The 21663-nt window shown below is 41.6% G+C and carries 10 protein-coding genes; all 10 read left to right on the top strand.

Annotation, left to right across the window (positions count from 1 at the left end; all coding sequences use genetic code 11):
• Positions 1-278 precede the first annotated feature (278 nt).
• The 10 genes from ESZ50_RS09065 to ESZ50_RS09110 all read left to right on the top strand — a co-directional run bounded on the left by ESZ50_RS09065 (position 279) and on the right by ESZ50_RS09110 (position 21425).
• The gene (locus tag ESZ50_RS09065; protein ID WP_148623247.1) at positions 279-1649 is read left to right on the top strand and encodes an FAD-dependent oxidoreductase; all 1371 of its coding nucleotides are present in this window, start codon (positions 279-281) and stop codon (positions 1647-1649) included.
• A 1314-nt stretch (positions 1650-2963) separates the two neighbouring features.
• Positions 2964-3776, top strand: coding sequence for an SseB family protein (locus ESZ50_RS09070; RefSeq protein ID WP_148623248.1), 813 nt, complete (start codon positions 2964-2966; stop codon positions 3774-3776).
• Between the two features lie 785 nt (positions 3777-4561).
• Entirely contained in the window at positions 4562-10699 is a 6138-nt protein-coding gene (locus ESZ50_RS09075; RefSeq protein WP_148623249.1) for a Ser-Ala-175 repeat protein, read from the top strand.
• A 34-nt stretch (positions 10700-10733) separates the two neighbouring features.
• On the top strand, positions 10734-13574 hold the full coding sequence (locus tag ESZ50_RS09080; protein ID WP_148623250.1) for a bacterial Ig-like domain-containing protein: 2841 nt from the start codon (positions 10734-10736) through the stop codon (positions 13572-13574).
• 37 nt (positions 13575-13611) lie between these two features.
• Positions 13612-13851: a hypothetical protein gene (locus tag ESZ50_RS09085; protein ID WP_148623251.1), complete on the top strand. Its 240-nt coding sequence runs from the start codon at positions 13612-13614 to the stop codon at positions 13849-13851.
• A gap of 165 nt (positions 13852-14016) precedes the next feature.
• Positions 14017-16521 (top strand): CAP domain-containing protein, encoded by a 2505-nt coding sequence (locus tag ESZ50_RS09090; RefSeq protein ID WP_148623252.1) that lies wholly within the window; start codon positions 14017-14019, stop codon positions 16519-16521.
• 35 nt (positions 16522-16556) lie between these two features.
• A complete protein-coding gene (locus tag ESZ50_RS09095) occupies positions 16557-16679 on the top strand; it encodes a DUF4044 domain-containing protein (RefSeq protein ID WP_148623253.1) in 123 nt (40 codons plus the stop codon).
• A gap of 61 nt (positions 16680-16740) precedes the next feature.
• Positions 16741-18279, top strand: a complete 1539-nt coding sequence (locus tag ESZ50_RS09100; protein WP_148623254.1) for a hypothetical protein — start codon at positions 16741-16743, stop codon at positions 18277-18279.
• A gap of 2 nt (positions 18280-18281) precedes the next feature.
• Entirely contained in the window at positions 18282-19808 is a 1527-nt protein-coding gene (locus ESZ50_RS09105; RefSeq protein WP_148623255.1) for a glycosyltransferase, read from the top strand.
• A gap of 9 nt (positions 19809-19817) precedes the next feature.
• Positions 19818-21425, top strand: coding sequence for a glycosyltransferase family 4 protein (locus tag ESZ50_RS09110; RefSeq protein ID WP_148623256.1), 1608 nt, complete (start codon positions 19818-19820; stop codon positions 21423-21425).
• Positions 21426-21663: the final 238 nt, after the last annotated feature.

Genomic DNA, 21663 nt, shown 5'->3' on the forward strand with positions numbered 1-21663 from the left:
GGAATGTATAATCAGGTGCTATGAGAAATATTTGATGATTTTTTGAATTCTGTGTAACCCTAAATAATTAATGGTGAAGGAAGTTTAGATTCAGCTCTGATAGCTGAAAATGTTATTTTCTTGAAGAAATCTAAAAATTTTATTGGTTAACAAAATTGTATTCTACTTGCCGAAGAATTAGACTCTAGGTGTGAGAATTTAGGCTTGGATTTAGATCTGAATTGTTTTTTCTTATGAAAGCAGGTTAACTTATTAGTCAATTTTGAAGGAGAGAGAATATGAAAATTGCAATTATAGGTGCATCGCATGGTGGACACGAGGCAGCGCTGGAACTGCTAACACAATATGATGATGTGGATCTCACAATTTATGAAGCAAGTGATTTTATTTCATTCATGTCTTGTGGAATGCAACTTTATCTGATGAATAAGGTAAAAGATGATACTATTGTCAGAAATTTTAAGGCGGAAGATATCGAAAAACTAGGTGGCAGAGTATTATCGAATAGCGCGGTGAATAATATTGATGCAGATCATCATCAGCTGACATTTGCTGATTCTGCCGGTGAGAATCATCAAGACGGCTATGACAAATTGATTCTCAGTGTTGGCGTTTCACCCGCTAGGTTAAATATTCAGGGTTGTAACCTTGATAACATTTTTCTAATGCGAGGGCATGATTGGGCGCTTTCACTTAAGGATAAGATTAATGATCCTTTAGTGAAGGATGTGGTTGTGGTAGGTGCAGGTTATATCGGTATCGAAGCGGTTGAGGCATTTGTGAAAGCCGGCAAAAATGTTACAGTTTTGGATCTGTTGCCTCGGGTGCTGGGATCCTATCTTGATGCTGATATGACTAACTTGCTTACAAAGGAGTTGATTGATAACGGTGTCCATGTGGCAGTCGGCGAACAGCTGGAAGAATATATTTCAAAGGACGGTAAAGAAGTTAGTGCGGTCAGAACTGATCAGGGAAATTATCAGGCAGACCTAGTAATTGAGGGGATTGGCGTTAAACCCAATACCGAATGGTTGAAAGATATTGTTGCATTGGACGATCGTGGTTGGATTAAGACAGATGAGTACCTTCGGACTAATCAAAAGGACATTTTTGCGATTGGTGATGCAATTTTGCCGTACAGTATTCCAGCAAACAAGCCACTGCCAATCGCATTAGCGACAACAGCGCGACGCGAAGCACAGTATGTTGTTCAGACCATGTTCAACGACATCATCCGACCATTTAAAGGTGTCGTGGGTACTTCGGCACTGCAAGTATTCGATTATTCTTTTGCAACTGCTGGACTTAATGAGACAACCGCCAGGCGAGCGGGAATTGAGATAGCGTCAGTAAGTTACAATGATACACGACGGCCAGCATTTGTTTCAAGAGCAACAGGAAATGGTGATATTTTCGTACGGCTTGCATTTGCTCCAATGACTCACGTAATTTTGGGTGGTGCTATCATGGCGAAGAATTTTGATATAACACCACATGGCAATACTTTGGCACTTGCGATTGCCCAAAGATTAACGATTGAAGATCTAGCGGAAGCTGATTTCTTCTTCCAACCGGGATTTGATCGGCAATGGAGCGCGCTGAATTTGGCGGCACAGAAAGCACTTAGTTTCGGAACTTTTACAAAATAAATTGAATATAGAGCAGTTATTAATTTTATTAAATGGAAGCAAGGACGTTGAATGACGGGCCTATTGCTTCCTTTTTGTTTTGGTTCACCAAATTATGACGATTTGTGCGCACTAGTGACAACGATAAAACTGTTTCGAGTAGATGAACTCTTGAAATCGCCTGTTTACCTAATTGATACTTCCATTCTGCGATGTAAATTGTGAAGGTAATTTGAAAATGATATATTTGCATTAGGATACGCCTGTACAGCTATGAATAATTCTTAGTTGATTGAGTTCGGATTTACCGCAAAAGACTTACACTGATTAATTTATGCCTTCCCCTCCATTTCAACTGCAATTAAAGGCAATTGTAATGATTGGAGTCGAGTGAATATTGGTTGGCGCCATTGAGGTATGATCCAGATGCGGTAACGATTTTAACTTACAGAATAATTATTATGAAACGTGAAAGACTCCGGAAATTATCAGATTCCCGGAGCCTTTTTAAGTTGAAAGAAGCTAATAGGAGTAAATGTTGACATTAACTGTATCAGAAGGATATCTATTTTTGTTTGAATTTATTACAAAAATAAAGTATTTATTTAATAAATTGTCAGCTCTTAGCTATGACAAATCGTTCAGGGATGGTTATAGAACCGAATTAAAGAGGAGGTTGTACACTACGACTTTTAATTCTTATATGTTATATGGAAATTGCTTGAGAGGTCAATTTGAATAGCAAAGAATGAATATCTAGATATATTGGGTGTTCGAAAGTTGGCAAGCTAGAAAAGGAAGATTATTCAAGAAATGGTCGAATATCCCATGCTGGAGAAGAACAAAGATAAGGTAATAGCATTATTGGAGCTCATGGTAGTCGGTTGTTTCTTCTCAAATGAACTGAATGACTTCAATCTCACGTTATTGGCAAATGTATTTTTTTCCAGTTAATGTTACTACGGTAAGTATGGATCATTGACTAATATTGGAATCAATTAGTTAATGTCGGATATCAGTACGAGCTAGGTATACCTAACTAAAAGTTGACCATTGATCAAATAGGAGTAATGGTAACTTTTAGCCTATCTGCCGTAAAAAAATTATAACTGTTATATTTTGAATCAATAAAGGATTCAGATGAAATGACAATGAAGGATGATACGTTTCCGTAAACGACTGCCTTACCATAATATAAATTGACTTTTTTAAGTTAGGTCGGTACTATAAATTACTAAGTAAACTGAGGGTTTGAGTCGATACGAGGGGAGTAACTCGTGAGATATGGTTTGGGGCTCTGATATTGGTTTAGAAAATGGGGTAGGGTAAAGTTATATGGATCCTGAAAATTGGGAGAATGAAGCTGTATTGGCAGCCTTAGCAGCGTACCAAGAGGATGAAAATGCTGAGAATGAGCAAGAGTTATTCGACATGATACAACGGGCTATTTTTATAGCGCCTGTACAGATTTCGAATATGCAGAAGGAAATATTAGAAAATAAGATGGAGCTTACATCAGATTTGCTTCCCAATTTAATAACGTTTGAAACCAAAGATGGAAATAAAGTTTTTCCAATCTTCACTGATATCAACGCAATGAAGGAACGTGGGTTTGATAATGAAGATGTTGTTTATAGTTGGCCGATAACCATTTTTGAATACGGGTTGATCTTATTACTGTCTAGTAATGTGGAAGGGCTGGTACTAAACCCATTTTCTGACGGCTTTGTTTTGACTAAGGATGAATTATTAACGATGCTTCAGCATTTAAACGGTAGTATTGCACGAACTACTGAAAGAACCGCGATTCAAGGAGCTGAGAACTCACAACTAGTGTTGGAAGATATTAAGGCGAATAAGTTACCGATCTCGCTCTTTATTAATCTGATTGCAATCGCTGATGATAAGCGCGGCTTGGTTCAAACTGTGTATATTGTGTGGTTAACCAATAAGACTACAGGAGTCTCCAACTATTTAGTGGTGCTAGATGGGACGGATGATGAAAAACTTGAAGCGTCTTATAATGAGTTTGCACTTGTCTTTGAACGTTATGCTGACATTCTACAAACGACTGTTGACATTGTGACTCTACAAAAATCCGGATTAGACATGTCAAGTTTCACACCACAATATACGTTTTACGTCTAAGATATTGAAGTAGCCGTTAAAATAAATATTCCCTATTATTGGGCGGTCAGCTATTGGTATCAAATCGATAATTGATCGTCTATTTTTAGTGATATTTGTTGGCCTTTGTGTAACTGATTCAGTATGTGTGAATACACAAGATTAGCTCTGTCTGAACGAGAGATATATAGCCAGCTCAATTCTAAATAGAAAATTATTAAAGTGAGATTCTCGATAACTGCAATATCTAAGGGCAACCTTGGAAATTGCAGTTTTTTTGGCTTTCAAGGCTATGTTCTAAATTGGCTAGAGCTTTTTGAACAGTAGGTTCGTGGTTTTCTAAAGATTTTGATCTCAAATAGATTGATAATAGCTTTTATTGATTTAGATCTTTAAATTTGAATATGGAATTATATTTATTCTGTCGAGCATTGAAAAACACGTAGATTAAACTAACCTTAAGCATAATGGGAATGTTTGTGACTTTTTTATATCCTTTTTAGGTCCTTAAACGATCTAAGAGAAATATATTCATGATATTAAAAAGTTATTTCCTTTCGATGTTTGTATGGATTTGTATTTCGAATATTTTGGTTAGGAAATTTGTGCACAAAATAAATATATTATTTGCGAGATACAAAAGAGATGCCTAAAAATTTCTAATTATGTACTAATTAGATACAAAACAATACATTGAATTCCGAAATTGGTTGTATTAAATTTTCTTATGTAGATGTTGAATGTAATCTACTGGTATAGAACTTATTTTTTGTGCTTAAAGAATTAATTTAAGAGGGAATTCGGGAATGCAAAATTATAACGGTAAAGAGAAAGACGTTGAAATTAAACGTACAAATTTCAAAAGTTATAAAGCTGGTAAACGCTGGCTTTATACCTCAAGCATTATTGCGGCGATTGTTGGAGGCGTTTCACTAACGCAGACGACTGCTTCGGCGGATGTCAAAGCTGACAGTACAACCAATACTGAGCAAGCAACAGAAACCGAGGCAGGTAGCATTAGTTCTAAAGTTGCGGCCTCTGAAGTATCTGTTGGTTCTACTGTTGCCAGCTCGGATGAAGCAAACGTACAGAATGCTAGTTCAGAAGTTGCAACAGCACAAGTGCAATCAGCAACCAGCTCGGAGGATACGGTCAGTTCAAATGTGGCGATCACATCAGCTGATACAAATACGGTACAAGAATCAACCGATTCAATGACGACTAATGTAGTTGATACGGTTAATGCACCAGAATCTGTGGCTACTTCAGAGACGGGATCATCAGAGACTTTGGCCGCAATTGCGGATTCGACTTCACAAAACTGGCCTGATGTTCTCGGTGATGGCAACGTTAATATGAATGCTGTTAACGTTACTATTAAGACCGGTGATACGTCATTGAATGAACTGGGAACAGATGGATTTATGGTTGCCGGGAGTGGTACTCCTGGGGCTGCAACCTTCGTACCTGCTCCTGGTCTTTCGATCGTTCTTGCTACAAAGAGTAACGACATTGACTACACTAAGCCATATACAGGAACTCAGCTCACAGGACCTGTATGGTTTGTGAACGCTGGTAGTGATAAAACGTTGCCAAACAACATGATTGTTGACGGTCACGGAGCTGGGGTACCCATTTGGAATGGTACTCAATATAATAAGCCAGGAACTTATGCGGTTGAGTATCAGATTACTGGAAATCAACCAAGTATTGCAGGCAGTATTGATGCCTTTATCCCAGGATACTTTTTGATTACTGTGACAGATGATACTGAAGCAACTTCTTCAGAAGCAAGCTCAGCAAGTAGTGCTGCTAGCTCAGCGAATGTAGTTGCTAATTCGGCCAGCACCGTTGCTAACTCAGCAAGTAGCATTGCAAGTTCAGCAAGCAGTACTGCTAGTTCAGCAAACGTAGTTGCTAGCTCAGCAGCTAATGCCTATCCATCAAACAGTGCTTTGCAAAGTATCGCTTCGAATGCATCAAGCGCTAACAGTGTTGCTGGTAGTTATGCTAAGGATGCTAGTTCAGATGCTTCTGCCGCAAGTAGCCATGCGACAACGGTAAGCTCAGCAAATGTTGAGGCGTCAAAGGCTGCCTCGATGGCCAACAGTGCTATTGAGGTTGGAAACCCAGACGCAGCTAAATCGTATGCCGATCAGGCGTCAAATGCGGCCACAAAAGCCAATTCAGAGGCCACTTTGACTAGCTCAGCTGCTAGCCAGGCAATGAGTGAAGCTCTGCAAGCAAGCTCAGCTGCACAAATTGCTGTTTCAAACGGGAACATTGCTGAATCTATTGCTTCAAGTGCCACTAATGAGAGTAGTAATAATTCTCAGGCCAGTTCAGAAGCTAGTTCAGCAAGTAGTGTTGCAAGTTCAGCGAGTGTAGTTGCTAACTCAGCAAGTACCGTAGCTAATTCAGCAAGCAGTATTGCTAGTTCAGCAAGTAGTACGGCTAGTTCAGCAAACGTAATTGCTAGCTCAGCGGCCAGCGCATATCCATCAAACAGTGCTTTGCAAAGCATTGCTTCAAATGCGTCAAGTGCTAACAGTGTTGCTGGTAGTTATGCTAAGGATGCTAGTTCAGATGCCTCTGCAGCAAGTGATCATGCAACAATGGTAAGCTCAGCGAATATTGAGGCGTCAAAGGCCGCCTCAATGGCTAATAGTGCTATTGCAGCTGGAGATCCGGTCGCAGCTAAATCATATGCCGATCAGGCGTCAAGTGCTGCCACAAAGGCCAGTTCAGAGGCTACTTTGACTAGCTCGGCTGCTAGTCAGGCAATGAGTGAAGCATTGCAAGCAAGCTCAGCTGCACAAATTGCTGTTTCGAATGGGAGTGTGGCTGGATCAATAGCCTCAAGCACTGCCAATGAGAGTAACAGTTCACATGCTAGTTCAGAAGCAAGTTCGGCAAGTAGTGTCGCAAGCTCAGCGAATGTGACTGCCAACTCGGCAAGCACTGTGGCTAATTCAGCAAGCAGCATTGCAAGTTCGGCAAGTAGTACAGCCAGCTCAGCCAATTCAGTTGCAAGCTCAGCAGCCAACGCATATCCAGCAAATAGTGCAATTCAAAGTGCTGCAAGTGCCGCTGCAAGTGCTAATACTGTTACATCAAGCTTTGCTAATGATGCAAGTTCACATGCGACAATGGCTAGTTCATATGCTTCAAATGTAAGTTCAGCTAACATTGAAGCATCAGCAAACGCTTCAATGGCTAATAGTGCTAATTCTGCTGGAAATCCGGATGCTGCTAAGTCATATGCCGATAAGGCATCAAGTGCTGCTTCAGTTGCTAGCTCTGGTGCAGTCTTGACAAGTTCAGCTGCCAGTCAAGCAATGAGTGAAGCACTTAAGGCTAGTTCGGCTGCTGCAATTGCTAGTTCATTCGCTAATATTGCTTCAAGTGGTGCTTCAAGTTTGGCAAATGATCATAGCTATGCCAGTCAAGCAAGTTCAAGTGCCTCAACTGCTAGTTCAGCCGCAAGTGAAGCAGGTGTACAGGCAAGTAGCCATTCTAATAACAGCTCTCTATCAAGCTTAGCATCGAATGCCTCAAGTGCTGCTTCGATCGCATCATCAGCCGCTTCAGTTGCATCATCGGCAACGAGCACGGGTGATACTTCGACAGCTTCAAGCGCAGCATCAACAGCTTCAAGCGCAGCTAGTGAAGCCGTTAAGGACAATAGTGCGGCTAGTTCGATTGCTTCAAGCTTGGACAGCGCAACCAGTTCAGCCAGTTCATCCGAAGCTAACTCAGCCAGCAGCGTTGCTAGCTCGGCTAATGTTGTGGCCAGTTCAGCTAGTGCTGTGGCCAACTCAGCTAGCAGCATTGCTAGCTCAGCTAGCTCAGTTGCTAGTTCAGCCAACTCTGTCGCTAGCTCAGCAGCTAGCGCTTATCCAGCAAACAGTGCTATTAAGAGCGCCGCAAGTAATGTGGCCAGTGCTAATAACATCACATCAAGCTACGCCAAGGATGCTAGTTCGCATGCTTCAATGGCAAGTTCATACGCTAACGTTGTAAGTTCTGCTAACAGTGAAGCATCAGCAAATGCTTCAATGGCGAATAGTGCCAATGCGGCTGGTGAACCTGATGTTGCTAAGTCGTATGCTGATAAGGCATCAAGTGCTGCCGTGGTTGCTAGTTCTGAGGCCACATTAACAAGTTCAGCTGCTAGTCAAGCAATGAGTGAAGCAATTCAGGCTAGCTCAGCCGCATCGATTGCTAGTTCCTTTGCTTATATTGCCTCGAGTGGCGCTTCAAGTTTGGCAAATGATCATAGTAGTGCTAGCCAAGCTAGTTCAAGTGCTTCGACTGCTAGCTCAGCGGCTAGCGAAGCTAGTTCACAAGCAAGCAATTATTCTGATAATAGCTCACTTTCAAGTTTGGCATCAAACGCTTCGAGTGCTGCTTCCGTAGCTTCAAGTGCAGCTTCTGTAGCATCATCAGCAATGAGTACAGGTGATACTTCAACAGCTTCAAGTGCAGCTTCAACGGCTTCAAGTGCTGCGAGTGATGCAGTGAAAGATAACAGCGCCGCAAGTTCAATTGCTTCAAGTATCGCTAGTTCAGCGAGTTCAACATCAAGCTCACAGGCCAGCTCAGCAAGCAGCGTTGCTAATTCAGCAAATGTCGTAGCTAGTTCAGCCAGTGTTGTTGCTAATTCAGCAAGTAGCATTGCCAGCTCAGCAAGTAGTGTTGCCAGCTCAGCAAACTCGATGGCTAGCTCAGCGGCTAATGCTTACCCTTCAAACAGTGCTATTAAGAGTGCGGCTTCAACAGCATCAAGTGCTAACAGTATGGCATCAAGCTATGCAAAGGACGCCAGCTCGCATGCTTCAATGGCCAGTTCAATGGCAACGACTGTGAGTTCAGCTAACAATGAAGCTTCGATGAATGCTTCATTGGCTAATAGTGCTAATGCTTCTGGTAATCATGATGCAGCAAAGTCGTACGCTGATAAAGCTTCGAGTGCTGCATCAATTGCTAGCTCAGTTGCAACTATGACGAGTTCAGCCGCTAGCCAAGCAATGAGTGAAGCAATCCAGGCCAGCTCAGCTGCGTCAATTACTAATTCGTTTGCCAACATTGCCTCAAGTGTTGCCTCAAGTTTGGCAAATGATCATAGTTATGCCAGCCAAGCAAGCTCAAATGCTTCAGTTGCCAGTTCAGCCGCTAGTGGAGTTGGATCACAGTCAAGCAAATATCCTGACAATGACTCACTTTCAAGCTTGTCATCGAATGCCTCAAGCGCTGCATCAGTTGCATCGTCAGCCGCATCGGTTGCTAGCTCAGCAACGAACACTGGGGATACGTCAGCTGCTAGTTCAGCCGCATCGGTTGCTAGTTCAGCTGCCAGTGAGGCTGTTAAGGACAGTAAGGCTGCTAGTTCAATTGCGTCTGAGGTTGCCAATTCAGCAAGCTCAAATGGGTCGGTAGCTAGCTCGGCAAGTAGTGTGGCAAGTTCATCAAATGTGAAAGCATCATCAGCAAACGTTGTAGGAAATGAGGCCAGTTCACTAGCTAGTTCAGCTAGTTCAACTGCGTCATCAGCAAACAGCGTTGCTAGTTCAGTTGCTAATAACTACCCATCTAATTCGGCTGTACAAAGCGCTGCAAGCAATGCTTCTAGTGCCAACAGCATTGCTGCAAGTTATGCTAGTTCAGCTAGTTTGCATGCATCAATGGTCGATTCACTTGCTAGTCAAGTTAGCTCAGCTAATACTGACGCGGCTAAGAATGCTTCATTAGCAAATAGTGCCAATGCGACTGGTAATTCAGATGCAGCTAAGTCATATGCTGATAAGGCCGCCAGTGCGGCAGTAATCGCTAGTTCTGATGCTACATTGGCTAGTTCGGCAGCTAATCAAGCAATGAGTGAGGCACAAAAGGCTAGTTCAGCCGCCAAAGATGCTGTGGATAATGCCAACTTAGCTTCGAGCTTAGCTGATAGGGACAATGGTTATGCTAGTGCAGCAAGCTCAAGTGCTTCTGTTGCTAGTTCAGCCGCACACGAAACAGGATCATATGCAAGCAATTACCCTGATAATAGTGCGCTATCAAGCTTAACATCAGACGCTTCAAAGATGGCATCAACTGCCAGCTCAGCTGCTGTAGTGGCATCATCAGCTGCGAAGTCTGGCGATACATCTAAGGCGTCATCAGCTGCATCAACTGCTAGCTCAGCCGCTAGTCAAGCGGTTAAGGACAATAGTGCTGCTGGTTCGATTGCGTCAAGTATTGCTGAATCAAATGCAAATCATGACTATGGTAAGGATGCAAGTTCAAGTGCTTCATTGGCCAGCTCAGCTGCCAGTCATGCTGGTTCGATCGCTAGTCACGCCTCATCAAATAGTCAAATTTCTAGCCTAGTGTCGGATGCTTCAAGTGCTGCTTCAGTTGCCAGTTCAGCCGCCAATGAGGCATCAAAGGCTACTAGCAATGGTGATACTTCTAAGGCTTCAAGTGCTGCTTCAGCTGCCAGTTCAGCCGCCAGTCAAGCAGTTAAGGATGACAGCTTAGCTAGTTCAATTGCCTCTAGTCTTGCCAGCTCAGCATCAAGTAATGGTAGCGGATCTTCAAACTCAAACTCTTCGAATAGCAGTTCGAATAATGGTTCAGGTTCTTCAGTAAACAACGGATCAAATAGTAACGGCTCGAACGGTAATAATGTTGATCCAAACGGCAATTATACTGGCTCAAATGGCTTGAATACAACAAATGGCGGTAGTGCAGGCAACAGCACTGGAGTTAATAAAACAAATGGCTCAGGTGTGACAACAAGTGCTGTTACAGCCGCCAACCAGAACGGTATTAAAAAGTCAGAAGCGGGGGTTCTTCCGGAAACAGGATTCGAGGATTCACCAGAAGCTCTCGTTGGTGGGCTAGCTTTGCTTGGCGGATTGGCCTTGCTCGGTGGAGCTCGTCGACGGAAGCATTTTTAAGAGAATTGGTTATTAGGTAAAGGAAGTATTGATTATGGGTAATTATAAGAATCGCGTAAGCGCGCTCTTTGAGAAAACACAAGTTGAAAAGAAAAATACAAATTTCCGTTCATGGAAGAAGGGTAAGAGCTGGTTGTTCGCATCAGCTTTAGTTGCCTCGGTCATTGGTGGTGGTGCCACAATGATTGGTGGAGCTTCGGATGCCAGTGCGGATACAGTAACGCCAAGTACAAGTGAGACAACACAAGCTGATACAGATAGCACATCGGCCGTTACGAGTGAAGTTGCGGTTGGATCAACTGTTGCGACTAGTAGTGCTGCAATGTCAATTAGTACGTCCGAGTCAGCAATGACTAGTGAGATTAGTTCTGCTTCAAGCGAGAGTACAAGCATTGCTTCAGGGGCTAAGAGTGTTGCTAATGAAAGTTCAACTGCAACCAGCGTAGCCGCAACATCAGTTCAGGCACAGCCAGTAACGTCATCATCTGTTGAAGCTCCAACAGCTCCTGTGGGTACTGAAGCGAGATTTAACACCGCCGCGGCTACTAGTCAAATGACGACAACGCCAGCTTTGATCACGAAAGACGTTACGGTTAATAAAGGGCAAGCCTTCCGACAAGCAGCCGGTTTCGTGGAAGCCACAGACAGTACTGGAAAGACCGTGGACAAATCAGCTATCTCAATTACGGGAGTAGTTAATTCGAATATTGCAGGAACTTACTTTGTTTTGTACAGCTTCGTGGACGTAAACGGGGCGACGGTAACTGGTAAGACGCAGGTTAATGTACGTGATACAACTAGCCCTGTAGTAACGACCTCTGATGTTGCCAATCAAACTACAACAAGTTCGCTAGCCGTTAATGGTGGAGCAGGGATGACTTTGTCATCAAATGCCGCGAACGCCTTGCAAAGTTCAGCGGTTCAATCACTTAGCTCGCAAGTAGCTACAGCTATTTCAAATGGAGATATGAGTTTGGCGTCATCAGCAATGAATTCATTTGCAAATACTGATGCTGGTAAGTCATTTGCATCAAATGCTGTTGATATGATTAATTCAGCAGCTTCATCAATGAACTCATTGGGTTCGTTGATGGCTGACTCGCAAGTTCAAGATTTCAAAAATCAGCTATCAGCGGCAGTTACATCATCTGACACAGCATTAGCTAAATCATTAATTGCATCATTTGCAGCTACTTCTCAAGGATCAATCTTGATGTCAATGGCTTCGAATATGCCAACTACAATCTCCAACGCAACAATTTCGTCTATCATGTCAGTTGCGTCAAGCATGGCAACGACAAGCGGGTCTGCATCTACAAATGACGCAACAAGTGTTGCTAACGCATTCATAGCAACTTCTGAGGGACAAACTCTAATCTCGAATGCTAATTCTGCCGCTATCCTTGCTTCGAATGCTAGTTCCGCAGCAGTTTCAGAATTTGCTCAAACTTCTGAGGGACGAGCAATGATGTCGGCTTTGGATTCCTATGCCTCAAACGCTCAATATAAGGAATTTAATGAGGCAATGTCGGAGGCGGTTGCAGAATCGAATGCTAGTCTTGCATCTTCGTTAGCAAATTCATTCTTTGCAACGTCGCTTGGGGCACAATTTGGGGACGATATGAAGTCTTATGAGGCAACGGATGCTTATAAATCAATGATGGCAAGTATTTCATCTTCTGAGGATGCACTTGGAAATTCCATTAAAGAGTCAATGACACTGGCAGGGCTGTCACTTAATCCATCTGATTTGTTGAGTGGAGCCTCCAAGTTATTCTCTGGTCTAAATCCATTAAGCGGAGCCAACAAATTACTATCTAATTTTAATCCAATGGATGTTTTAAAGAATATTACAGGAACAATTTGGAATGTAGTTAGTGGCGTAGTCCAAACGATTAATCCAATTCGAATATTACCAGATTGGTCAGGGTCAAGTTTCGGTGAATTTGCAGAATCTTGGCTTGGTGGTGTTCTTGGTGCAACGTTCTATGGCACGGCCGGCTCAGCACTTGCTGGATTTGGTGCTAATGCAATTGCAGTTATCCCAGTAGGATTAACTAGTACGTTAATGGGGTTAATTCCAATTCTAGGCTGGGCAGGTGGACTTCATCCTTGGGTAGCTATGGGATGGATCGGTGGAATCTCTGCATGGTTCGGTGGAACTATCTCATCAGGTATGGGTGCTTATTATGGCTCAACTATGGGCAAAGGTCTCTCAAAAGATGGACATGTGGATAATATTGTTAGCGGTACTGCTATTGGTGCAACTCTGGGTGCAATTGCAGGCACGACAATTAATGATTGGTTAGTAGGGTATGTTGGTGCCCATGTTCTAATGATGATTCCAACCGTTATTACGACTATTGTAGGAACAATAGGTACAATTACTGGGGTGATTGCACCATTTACAACGGCGATTGCATCTATTGTTACGCCATTGCTCGTTACAGCGGGAACTTTTATTGGCGCACCAATTGGCGCGGCAATCGGTGGAGCAATCGGTGGAGCAATCGGTGCTCTAACTAAGGCTATGGGAATTAGTTTAACCCTCCCAGATGCCAGTCAACTCGTTAAAGATATTGCAGCCCTACCGGGGATTTCTGATTTGTTGTCAACTATTAAGGAAGTTACTGCAAAGGCGGGTACTGTTGTTACCAAGGCAGTTACTGTTGCCAAGGGTGGTGTATTCAATCTGAAGAGTGGATTTGATAAGGCCACGGATAGTAATGGTAAAGATGTCGCTGCTTCATTGATCACTGCAACTGGATCGGTCAATACAAAGGTCCCAGGTGTTTATATTGTGGATTACAGTTATCCAGATAGTGGCACGAATACGATTACACATGGCTATGCTCAAGTAACTGTTACGGCCTAAATCGTCCAATTTTGAAGCAAATTTAAGTGAGGAAATTATGTTTGGTGAAATTAAATTAAAATCGTTAGAAATAAAAAAAGGAACAGCTTTTCGACTGATATCGCTCCTTGAATCTGCAATTGATTCGCAGGGGCAAACAGTCGATGCTGCTCAAATTTCATCGGTTGGTAATGTACCTGTTAATGTTCCAGGAGATTATCCAATGATGTTTTACTTTATTGATCCTCATTCAAAGATGCGAGTTGAAGGAATGACCGTTATTAAAATAACTGAATAGTACGTTATATCACCAAGATTGTACTTTGAGGGTAGTTGGTTTCTTAACGGGAGGCCAACTACCCTTTTTACAAACTTAATCATAGATGGGTTATGTTAAAGAATTATGGGCTAAATTTGAAGAAATTTAGAATAATTCTGAATAATATATAGGGGTAGGGAAGGCATGAAAAATAGTTTGGTTAAATCGAAAGAAGATTATAAGCATGTAAATTTCCGCCGATGGAAATCGGGAAAGAAATGGTTGTATAGTTCGAGTGTGATTGCGTTTATCGCAGGAGCTGGAATGACAATGGCGGATACGAACCTTGTCGCTCATGCGGACGACGAAAACTCTAATCAAATCCAGTCAGATATTGGTAGCTCGGCACAGACAGTGGCGCCTACACGAATGATGGTTAACGTTCAGAGCGAAACGAGTACCGTGGCTTCAAATAGTATTGAGCCGGACAAAAGTACGCCCCAAAGTGATGCTGTGGTGGCATCAGCTGGGGCTATGGTAGATAACGTAGCTGAAGAAAATTCGAGCAGCGCCGCAGAGGTCGATTCAGCGACTGCGGTAGCTAGCAGTGTTACGGGAAGCACTGTTAGTGTCGCAACAGAAAATTCAAATAACGTACAGAATGTGGATGTCAGTAGTGTTGTCCCAAATAGCGATATGGGCGCCACGTTATCTAGCGTGGCAATAGCATCCGCAGATGACATAACATTAAATATCTCTTCAAGTAGTGATGCATTAAGCTCTGCACCAACTTTTGACGTGCATAGTACGGCTGATAGTAGTGACACTAGCCTAAGTCCAGAAGATTCAGCGATGTTGGAACAATTGGCCGAGCGGCTTAGAACAGACTCAATCTCGCTGGATAGTATGTCTTTGAGCGCTTTACCTACATCTTTGGCTAGTATTGATTTAAATAGTATGGCAAACTCGCTGGGATCATTGTACAACATGAGTTTTGGCAGCGCCATGGCCCAGTTGGTAGGTACTTTTGGCATTAAAAATCTTACCAGTGCACTTTCAACAATCATGAATAAGGCGGGTTCATTAGTGCCCGAAATTAACACGATTGCGCCAGTCGTAAATGGGATTTTAGGTGCAATTTCGGCCGCTCAAAATATGGGTAGCGCAATTGGAATAGATTCAAATAAGATGATTGCGGATATCATTAACAATGGTGTTAATCTACTAGGGAAAACCTTACTTAGAATTACAGAACCAATTGTTAAGCAGATTCCGTTGATTGGTAGCAACATATCAAGTGTCATTACACCAATATTGTCTGATCTATCCAATATTAGCCCCGCTTCAATTGTTAAGACTTTGGCGACGGGTGTAGGTTTGGGCGGATTGCTTGATAAAGTCACTCAAATCACTCAGACGGTAACGCCAGTTGTAATTAATGGCTTGCAAAAAGCCATCAATGCCGCGACTGGCATAATTAATAAGATCAAGCCAATCGTGACGGGAATTGCTGATAAAGTTTCTGGGCCACTATTGACGACGATTAAGAATCTTGCGAATGGAATTTTAGCGCCAATCAAGAATGTAATTAACAATGTGATTGGAAAGCTTACCGGTAAAAATGATTCTAGCTCTAGTGCTGGATCGATGTCATCAAGTGCTAGTTCCGTAGCATCAAACGCCTCTTCAAATGCTAGCTCCACAACATCAAGTGCGACAACAAATGTTTCTGCTCAATTGGTGACGCGAGATGTGACTGTGCAGAGAGGAAACGCTTGGCGACCAATCACCAACTTTGTTAATGCCAATGATTCTACTGGTAAATCGATTTCGGCAAGTGAAATTTCAATTACAGGTACGGTCAACTTGTCGATTCCTGGAGTTTACTATGTGATGTACAAGTTTAATGATTTAACCACAAAGCGTGTAATTCAACAGGTTGCATCAGTGACTGTTTCGAGTAGCAACCTATCAAGCTCAAACGCCAACTCGAAAACCCTAGCAGCAATTTCGCGGGTTACCAGTTCAATTGCTGCTTTGCCAAATTCGAGCAGTAATTTGGCAAGTAAATTCAAGGCAACCTCAAATTACCCAGGGTCAGATACGGTTTATCTAGCGGCCGAGGAAAATTTCACACCTGATATTGAAAAGATTAATGGATACTTTTTAGAGTATGTAAATGAGTTGCGGGCGAATAATAATCTACCGTCATTGACTTATTCGGCAGACGAACAGTTATTTGCTCAGCAGCGGGCGCAAGAAATTGTCAATAACTTTAGCCACAGTGGATCAAATGGCTCAACAGAAAATATTGGTACCACTCAGGGAATTATAAGCAAACTCCAATCAAATCAAGAAATTGCTTACTATATGGTAATGAACTGGTATGACGAATCAGATAACCTGGAGGGACTAGGAGTGGGACATTATGGTCATCGTGCCAATCTATTGTTTGGAGGTCAAAAAATGGGCATAGGCTTGGTGCTGGTAAAATCGCCTGGCGCAAGATTTGATGAATATCATGCCTTTGAAGCTCCACAATATACAGATGAAATAATCTATAAAAAGGCAGATGCAATGGCTAAAAGTATTGTTGATCCAAAGACGGTTCCTCTAGCTAATAAAACTTTTGTTTATGTTAAGTCACCTGAGTTTGCGGCTCTCAATAAACAATTGCAACAATATACGGCTCAGTTAAAAGAGGCATAGTCGGCAAATTTATAAGTGAGACGGGGGAGATTTAGATGCAAAGAAATAAGAAACGAGTTTCAGGATTACAGATTATTATCAAAATTTTCGTGGTGTTGATGTTGTTGCTTTCCTTATCGGGAATCTTGATTACGCTAATTCAAGTAATTGCAAAATAAGTAAGGCAATCTTATTTGAAATAAGTTACTGATATTATTTTTGATTATATAGGGGGCTATAGTGGCAACTACTCAAAGGAAAAAATATGATGAATTTCTCGATCTATCAAACGAGATAGTGACGGATGTATTTGATGTTAGTGAAAGAGAGAAACAGATGAGCCGTGAAGGACAAGATGGTCGACTAAATGGTATTGATATTGCTGAAATAGAGAATATTTTAAGTGCAGGTACGAGCAATTTTAGCCTTAGACGTGAGCAAGACAGCACCGAGGTAACTGAAGATGATATAACCGAATCTACGGACAAAGTTGAGGAGGAGCATGATGATTCGAATCGTGTTGTTACTCATGATGATGAGGAAAGTACCACGGATGAATCGGAAACGGTGACCAAGTTTGAGGAAACGGAGTCAACTGTAGTGAAGGAGAAGGATAACCTTGCGCCAATGAAGGCAGCGAGTCAAGAATTTATTAGCGAGTCACCAAAAACTGCAGAGTCAATGTCTGAAGGAAGTGCAAACCAGATTGACTTAGACCAAAGCTTATCTGAACTAGAGGCCGTTGCCGATAATATTGATGAGACGGTTCCTGATCAAATGCCAATTCTAGACACGACAAAAAATGACCATCAAGTCGAGTTAGCGGGCTCTGACGGAAATGAAAATAGTACTTCAATTAACGTGCTGTTAGCAGAACAATTAAATCGAGTTGTGACGCAGAATAATTTGATGATCGCTCAGGTTGATCAATTACAGAAGTACAACGATGAGTTATACCGCAAGAATAATAAATGGCAAGAATATCGTAACGAGGCCACGGTATACATTCATAATACTAATGAAAAATATGAACAGATAATTAAGGATCTGAAGAATAGTCATGCACAGGAACTCGATACAATTGAAAATGAGTGGGCAAAGCAATTCGAAGATAAATCAACCGAAGTTGAAAAACGATATATGGATTTCGAGCAGAAAACGAAAAGCATCACTGATGCAGGACGTAAAGAGCGTATTTCACTCGAGGCACGGATTAAAACACTGCAGGACAACGAAGCTCAACTTCGACAAAAGTATGATGACGAGAAAATTAATCGACAGCACTTGGAAACTAGACTTCGAAATGCGGAACAAGAAATTGCCAATTTCGACGAAGAGCATGGTCGAATTGAAGAAACTAGCAATAAAAATCTTGTTAAGGTACAACAACAAACCGAACAAGTTGATTTATTAAATGAACGGATTCGTACCTTGATTGAACAAAATAAAGCTTGGGAGCATCAGGTTGATGAGCTAAAGCAAAAGTCAATTGATGATTTTAAAAATACACGTAATCAAATGGATCAGATTATCGCTGATTTGACTGACAAAAACGCGGCTTTAGATGCGCAGAAGCAAACGTTAGAAAATAAATATGCAGCCGTCCTTCAAAGGACGCGTAGCTTGGAATATACCACAAGAAACTTGCAGGAACAAAATAACGATCTTATCAAGAGAGTTAAGCAAAATGATGACCAAGATTTGAAGTTGGATGCCGATGGGGTACCCGACTTTAATAATGATTTCCCCTTTTCGACGCAAGACAGGAGTGACAAGTAAGTATGAATTATTTTGTGAACGAAAATATTTTTACGATGAACTCTGGGACGGAGTTTTCGGCGATTCGCCGACTAAAAATGTTCTTGGATAATCAAATTGAAGCTAAAATTATTACACGTAATTATAATTCACAGCTGGAAGGTGACCTTTTAAATGCAGATGTGAGCCCGGAATACGTCTTAAATATGTATGATTATTTTCAAGATGTTGTAAATGTGCCAAGCAAAGATGTAAATGTGCGTTATACGGAGATCATCGATAAGAATATGTATCATATTGAGGGTGTTGATGCAAATGAAACACTTATCAAACATGCGGGGAAAACGATTGCCAAAGTACATATCGCTCCGGGGACGATTGGGATGATTGGCTCAATGGATTTTCTTAATGATATGAATGAGCTTGTGACTCAAGATATTTGGGATCGACGTGGGTTTAAGTCATCGACAAATTACTTCCATCCTGACGGCACATTGGGCGCGCAAGTTTTCTTTGACCGGAATGGAAGAGTAAAGATTGAAGTGACCCATATGAATGTTGGTGATACGTTACAACCAACAATGTATAAATTATTAGACTACAAGGGACAAAACTACCGTTTTAATACAGAGAATCAACTATTTACTTTCTTTATGAACGAGTTGGCTGCTGAAAAGCCAAGTGTCTTTATCAACGATCGGCCTTCGTTAGTCAGTGCCGTTGTAGCAGTTTCAAATGCCCAAGGTAAGTGGCAAGCGCTACACAATGCACATGCTGAAAATAATCGTCAGGCGGGCGGTGCACCAGGAGTAGTAAGCTACTTGGATGAACTGTTTACCAAATATAATCAAGACTTTGATGGTTTGATTGTGGCAACTAAACAGCAGCGAGATGAGATTATGAAGTTTCATAACTTTAAGCAAGTAGTTGTCTTGCCCGATACATTTGTGGAAAATGTTAGGCTACCTGCTGTTAGCAAGCGGAATAAAAACAAAATTGTCTATGTAGGGCGACTGTCATATGATAAGAAGCCAGCCGATGTCTTAGAGATTTTACGACAAGTTCATCAAAAGAATCCAGCTGTTGAAGTTGACTTCTATGGATACGCGACACCATCAACGGTGCAAGAAGATATGAACAAACTTGTTGAGAAGTATGATTTAAAAGATACAGTACATTTTAAGGGTTATCAAAAGGCAGATGAATTAGATCAAGCACTACGTGAGGCGGCCTTATTAATTAGTACTTCTGAAAGTGAAGGTTTCGGGATGTCGATACTTGATGCAATGAGTTATGGGCTTCCCGTAGTAGCTTACGACGTGAAATACGGACCGAGTGTACTAGTTGAAAATATGGTTAACGGTCGTCTTGTACCGTACGGTAGCATCCAAACAGCTGCGAACGCGGTTTTGGAGATTCTTGATGACGAAGAAAAATGGACCCGTTTCTCGAAGTCGTCTAAAGAGCGTGCCAAAGAGTATTACGAAAAGTCAGTTTGGTCAAAGTGGAAAGAGACGCAACGTAAAGTCAACACTTTATTTATAGATTAGGTAGGATGTATGATATTTTTTATTAATTCAACGTTTAATCGCAAAAATTCTGGTATTGAACATGCGCAATTAAAGCGTGCAAAGTTATTTCGCGATCATGATGAGCCATTTAAATTAGTCTTTCGAGAATGGAATCCATCATTACATCGTTTCTTAGATGAAGTGGGAGTGCGAGTAGACGAGACTCTAGCAATGTTCGATTATTTCCAGAAGACAGAGGATGTGGAGGAAACGATTGTTACAGTTGGTAATCTAGATTTTGGTGTCAAAGACGCGGTCTATACTAAAGAAGCTGGTCAAGATTTTTATGCTGTGACTAGTGGCAATCAGCTGCTGGCACGCGTCAGATATTTTACTGATGATCCAGATGAACGTGTTAGCGCCGTCGAATATTTTGATGGGTTTAATAATCTCTATCGAGTAGACTTCTATGATTACCGTGGATTTATTAGCTTAGCACAGTGGTATACTCCGGATAACAAGATTGGTACGGAAGTCTGGTATGATCTTGCTGGAAGACCAGTCCTTGAAACGTTTAACAAGTATGATGGCGTTCAAAACTATACTAAGGCAGGTTGGCGGTTAACAGAAACAGATGGGAAGGTATATGTGTTCTCAAACATTGATGAACTGACCTTACATTTCTATAATCGATTGAACGAACAGTATTGGCAAGATGATAGTGCAAATATATTCATCATGGATCGAACCCATCTGGCCGATTGGGCATTGCTTGAATTAGACCGGCCCGCTTATAGTGTGCTACATCTGCATAATTCACACGCCGGAGACGCACAAGATCCAATGCATTCTGTAATGAACAATTTCTATGAATACTCACTAACAAATGCAAATAGTTACGATGCGATTATCTCGGCAACGAAGAAACAGACGCATGATGTACGTATGCGCTTTAAGCCAACGGCCAAGTTATTTACAATTCCCGTTGGAGTTGTGCCAGATGCCGATTTTGTGACAAAGCAAATTCCCATGAGCCAACGAAAAAAGCATAGTATCTTGGTAACGGCGCGAATTGCGCCAGAGAAGCGAATTGATCATATTATTCGTGCCATGGGAATCGCCAAGCAACAAGTGCCAGATATCTCAATTGATGTATATGGCTATATTGATCATCGTGATAACGATGCGGCCATTAAAGCGATTAATGCTGTGATTGAGGAGTATGATCTAAACGATGCAGTCTCAATTAATGAATATGCTAATGACGTTGCAAGCATTCAAAATGGCAGTCAGATTTATGGACTTGCATCCGTGATGGAAGGGTTCAATCTTTCGATGATGGAAGCGATTAGCCATGGAATGGTCGGAATAACCTATGATGTTAATTATGGTCCAAATGAGTTAATTGTTGATGGCGAAAATGGGTATGTTGTTCCTTACGAGGGAATCGATGCGATGGCAGATAAGTTAGTGGAATTATTTACTGATGAAGCTGAGTTGCAAACAATGTCAACACGTTCATATGAACTAGCTGAACGATATTCAGAAGAGAATGTTTGGAAGGCTTGGAAGAAATTACTAAATGATGCCAAGAAGAAGAATATTGAATTTGTACCAAGAATTACAAACGGTTTGGGAAATCTAATGAAAAAATAATTTGGATTTGTAGTGCTTTTGTTATTAAAGGTTAGTTTCAAGACTGGCTATATCAAATATCTGAATAAGATGTACCTCAAGATCTGTAGTAAATACTACTTATTTTGAGGTCTTTTTTTGGATTTATATCTATGTGTCACCATGACGTCTCCATCAAATAAGTCTATTATTTGCGACCAGGAGGCCGAACATTCCAAGTTAGTATATATATTAATGAAATGGTCCTTAAATGATTTTG

Source organism: Weissella muntiaci (genome assembly GCF_008107635.1).
Taxonomy (GTDB): Bacteria; Bacillota; Bacilli; order Lactobacillales; family Lactobacillaceae; genus Weissella; species Weissella muntiaci.

Coding starts and splice junctions, on each gene's coding strand:
- ESZ50_RS09065 (WP_148623247.1), top strand. CDS start 279: ATGAAAATTGCAATTATAGGTGCATCGCATGGTGGACACGAGGCAGCG.
- ESZ50_RS09070 (WP_148623248.1), top strand. CDS start 2,964: ATGGATCCTGAAAATTGGGAGAATGAAGCTGTATTGGCAGCCTTAGCA.
- ESZ50_RS09075 (WP_148623249.1), top strand. CDS start 4,562: ATGCAAAATTATAACGGTAAAGAGAAAGACGTTGAAATTAAACGTACA.
- ESZ50_RS09080 (WP_148623250.1), top strand. CDS start 10,734: ATGGGTAATTATAAGAATCGCGTAAGCGCGCTCTTTGAGAAAACACAA.
- ESZ50_RS09085 (WP_148623251.1), top strand. CDS start 13,612: ATGTTTGGTGAAATTAAATTAAAATCGTTAGAAATAAAAAAAGGAACA.
- ESZ50_RS09090 (WP_148623252.1), top strand. CDS start 14,017: ATGAAAAATAGTTTGGTTAAATCGAAAGAAGATTATAAGCATGTAAAT.
- ESZ50_RS09095 (WP_148623253.1), top strand. CDS start 16,557: ATGCAAAGAAATAAGAAACGAGTTTCAGGATTACAGATTATTATCAAA.
- ESZ50_RS09105 (WP_148623255.1), top strand. CDS start 18,282: ATGAATTATTTTGTGAACGAAAATATTTTTACGATGAACTCTGGGACG.
- ESZ50_RS09110 (WP_148623256.1), top strand. CDS start 19,818: ATGATATTTTTTATTAATTCAACGTTTAATCGCAAAAATTCTGGTATT.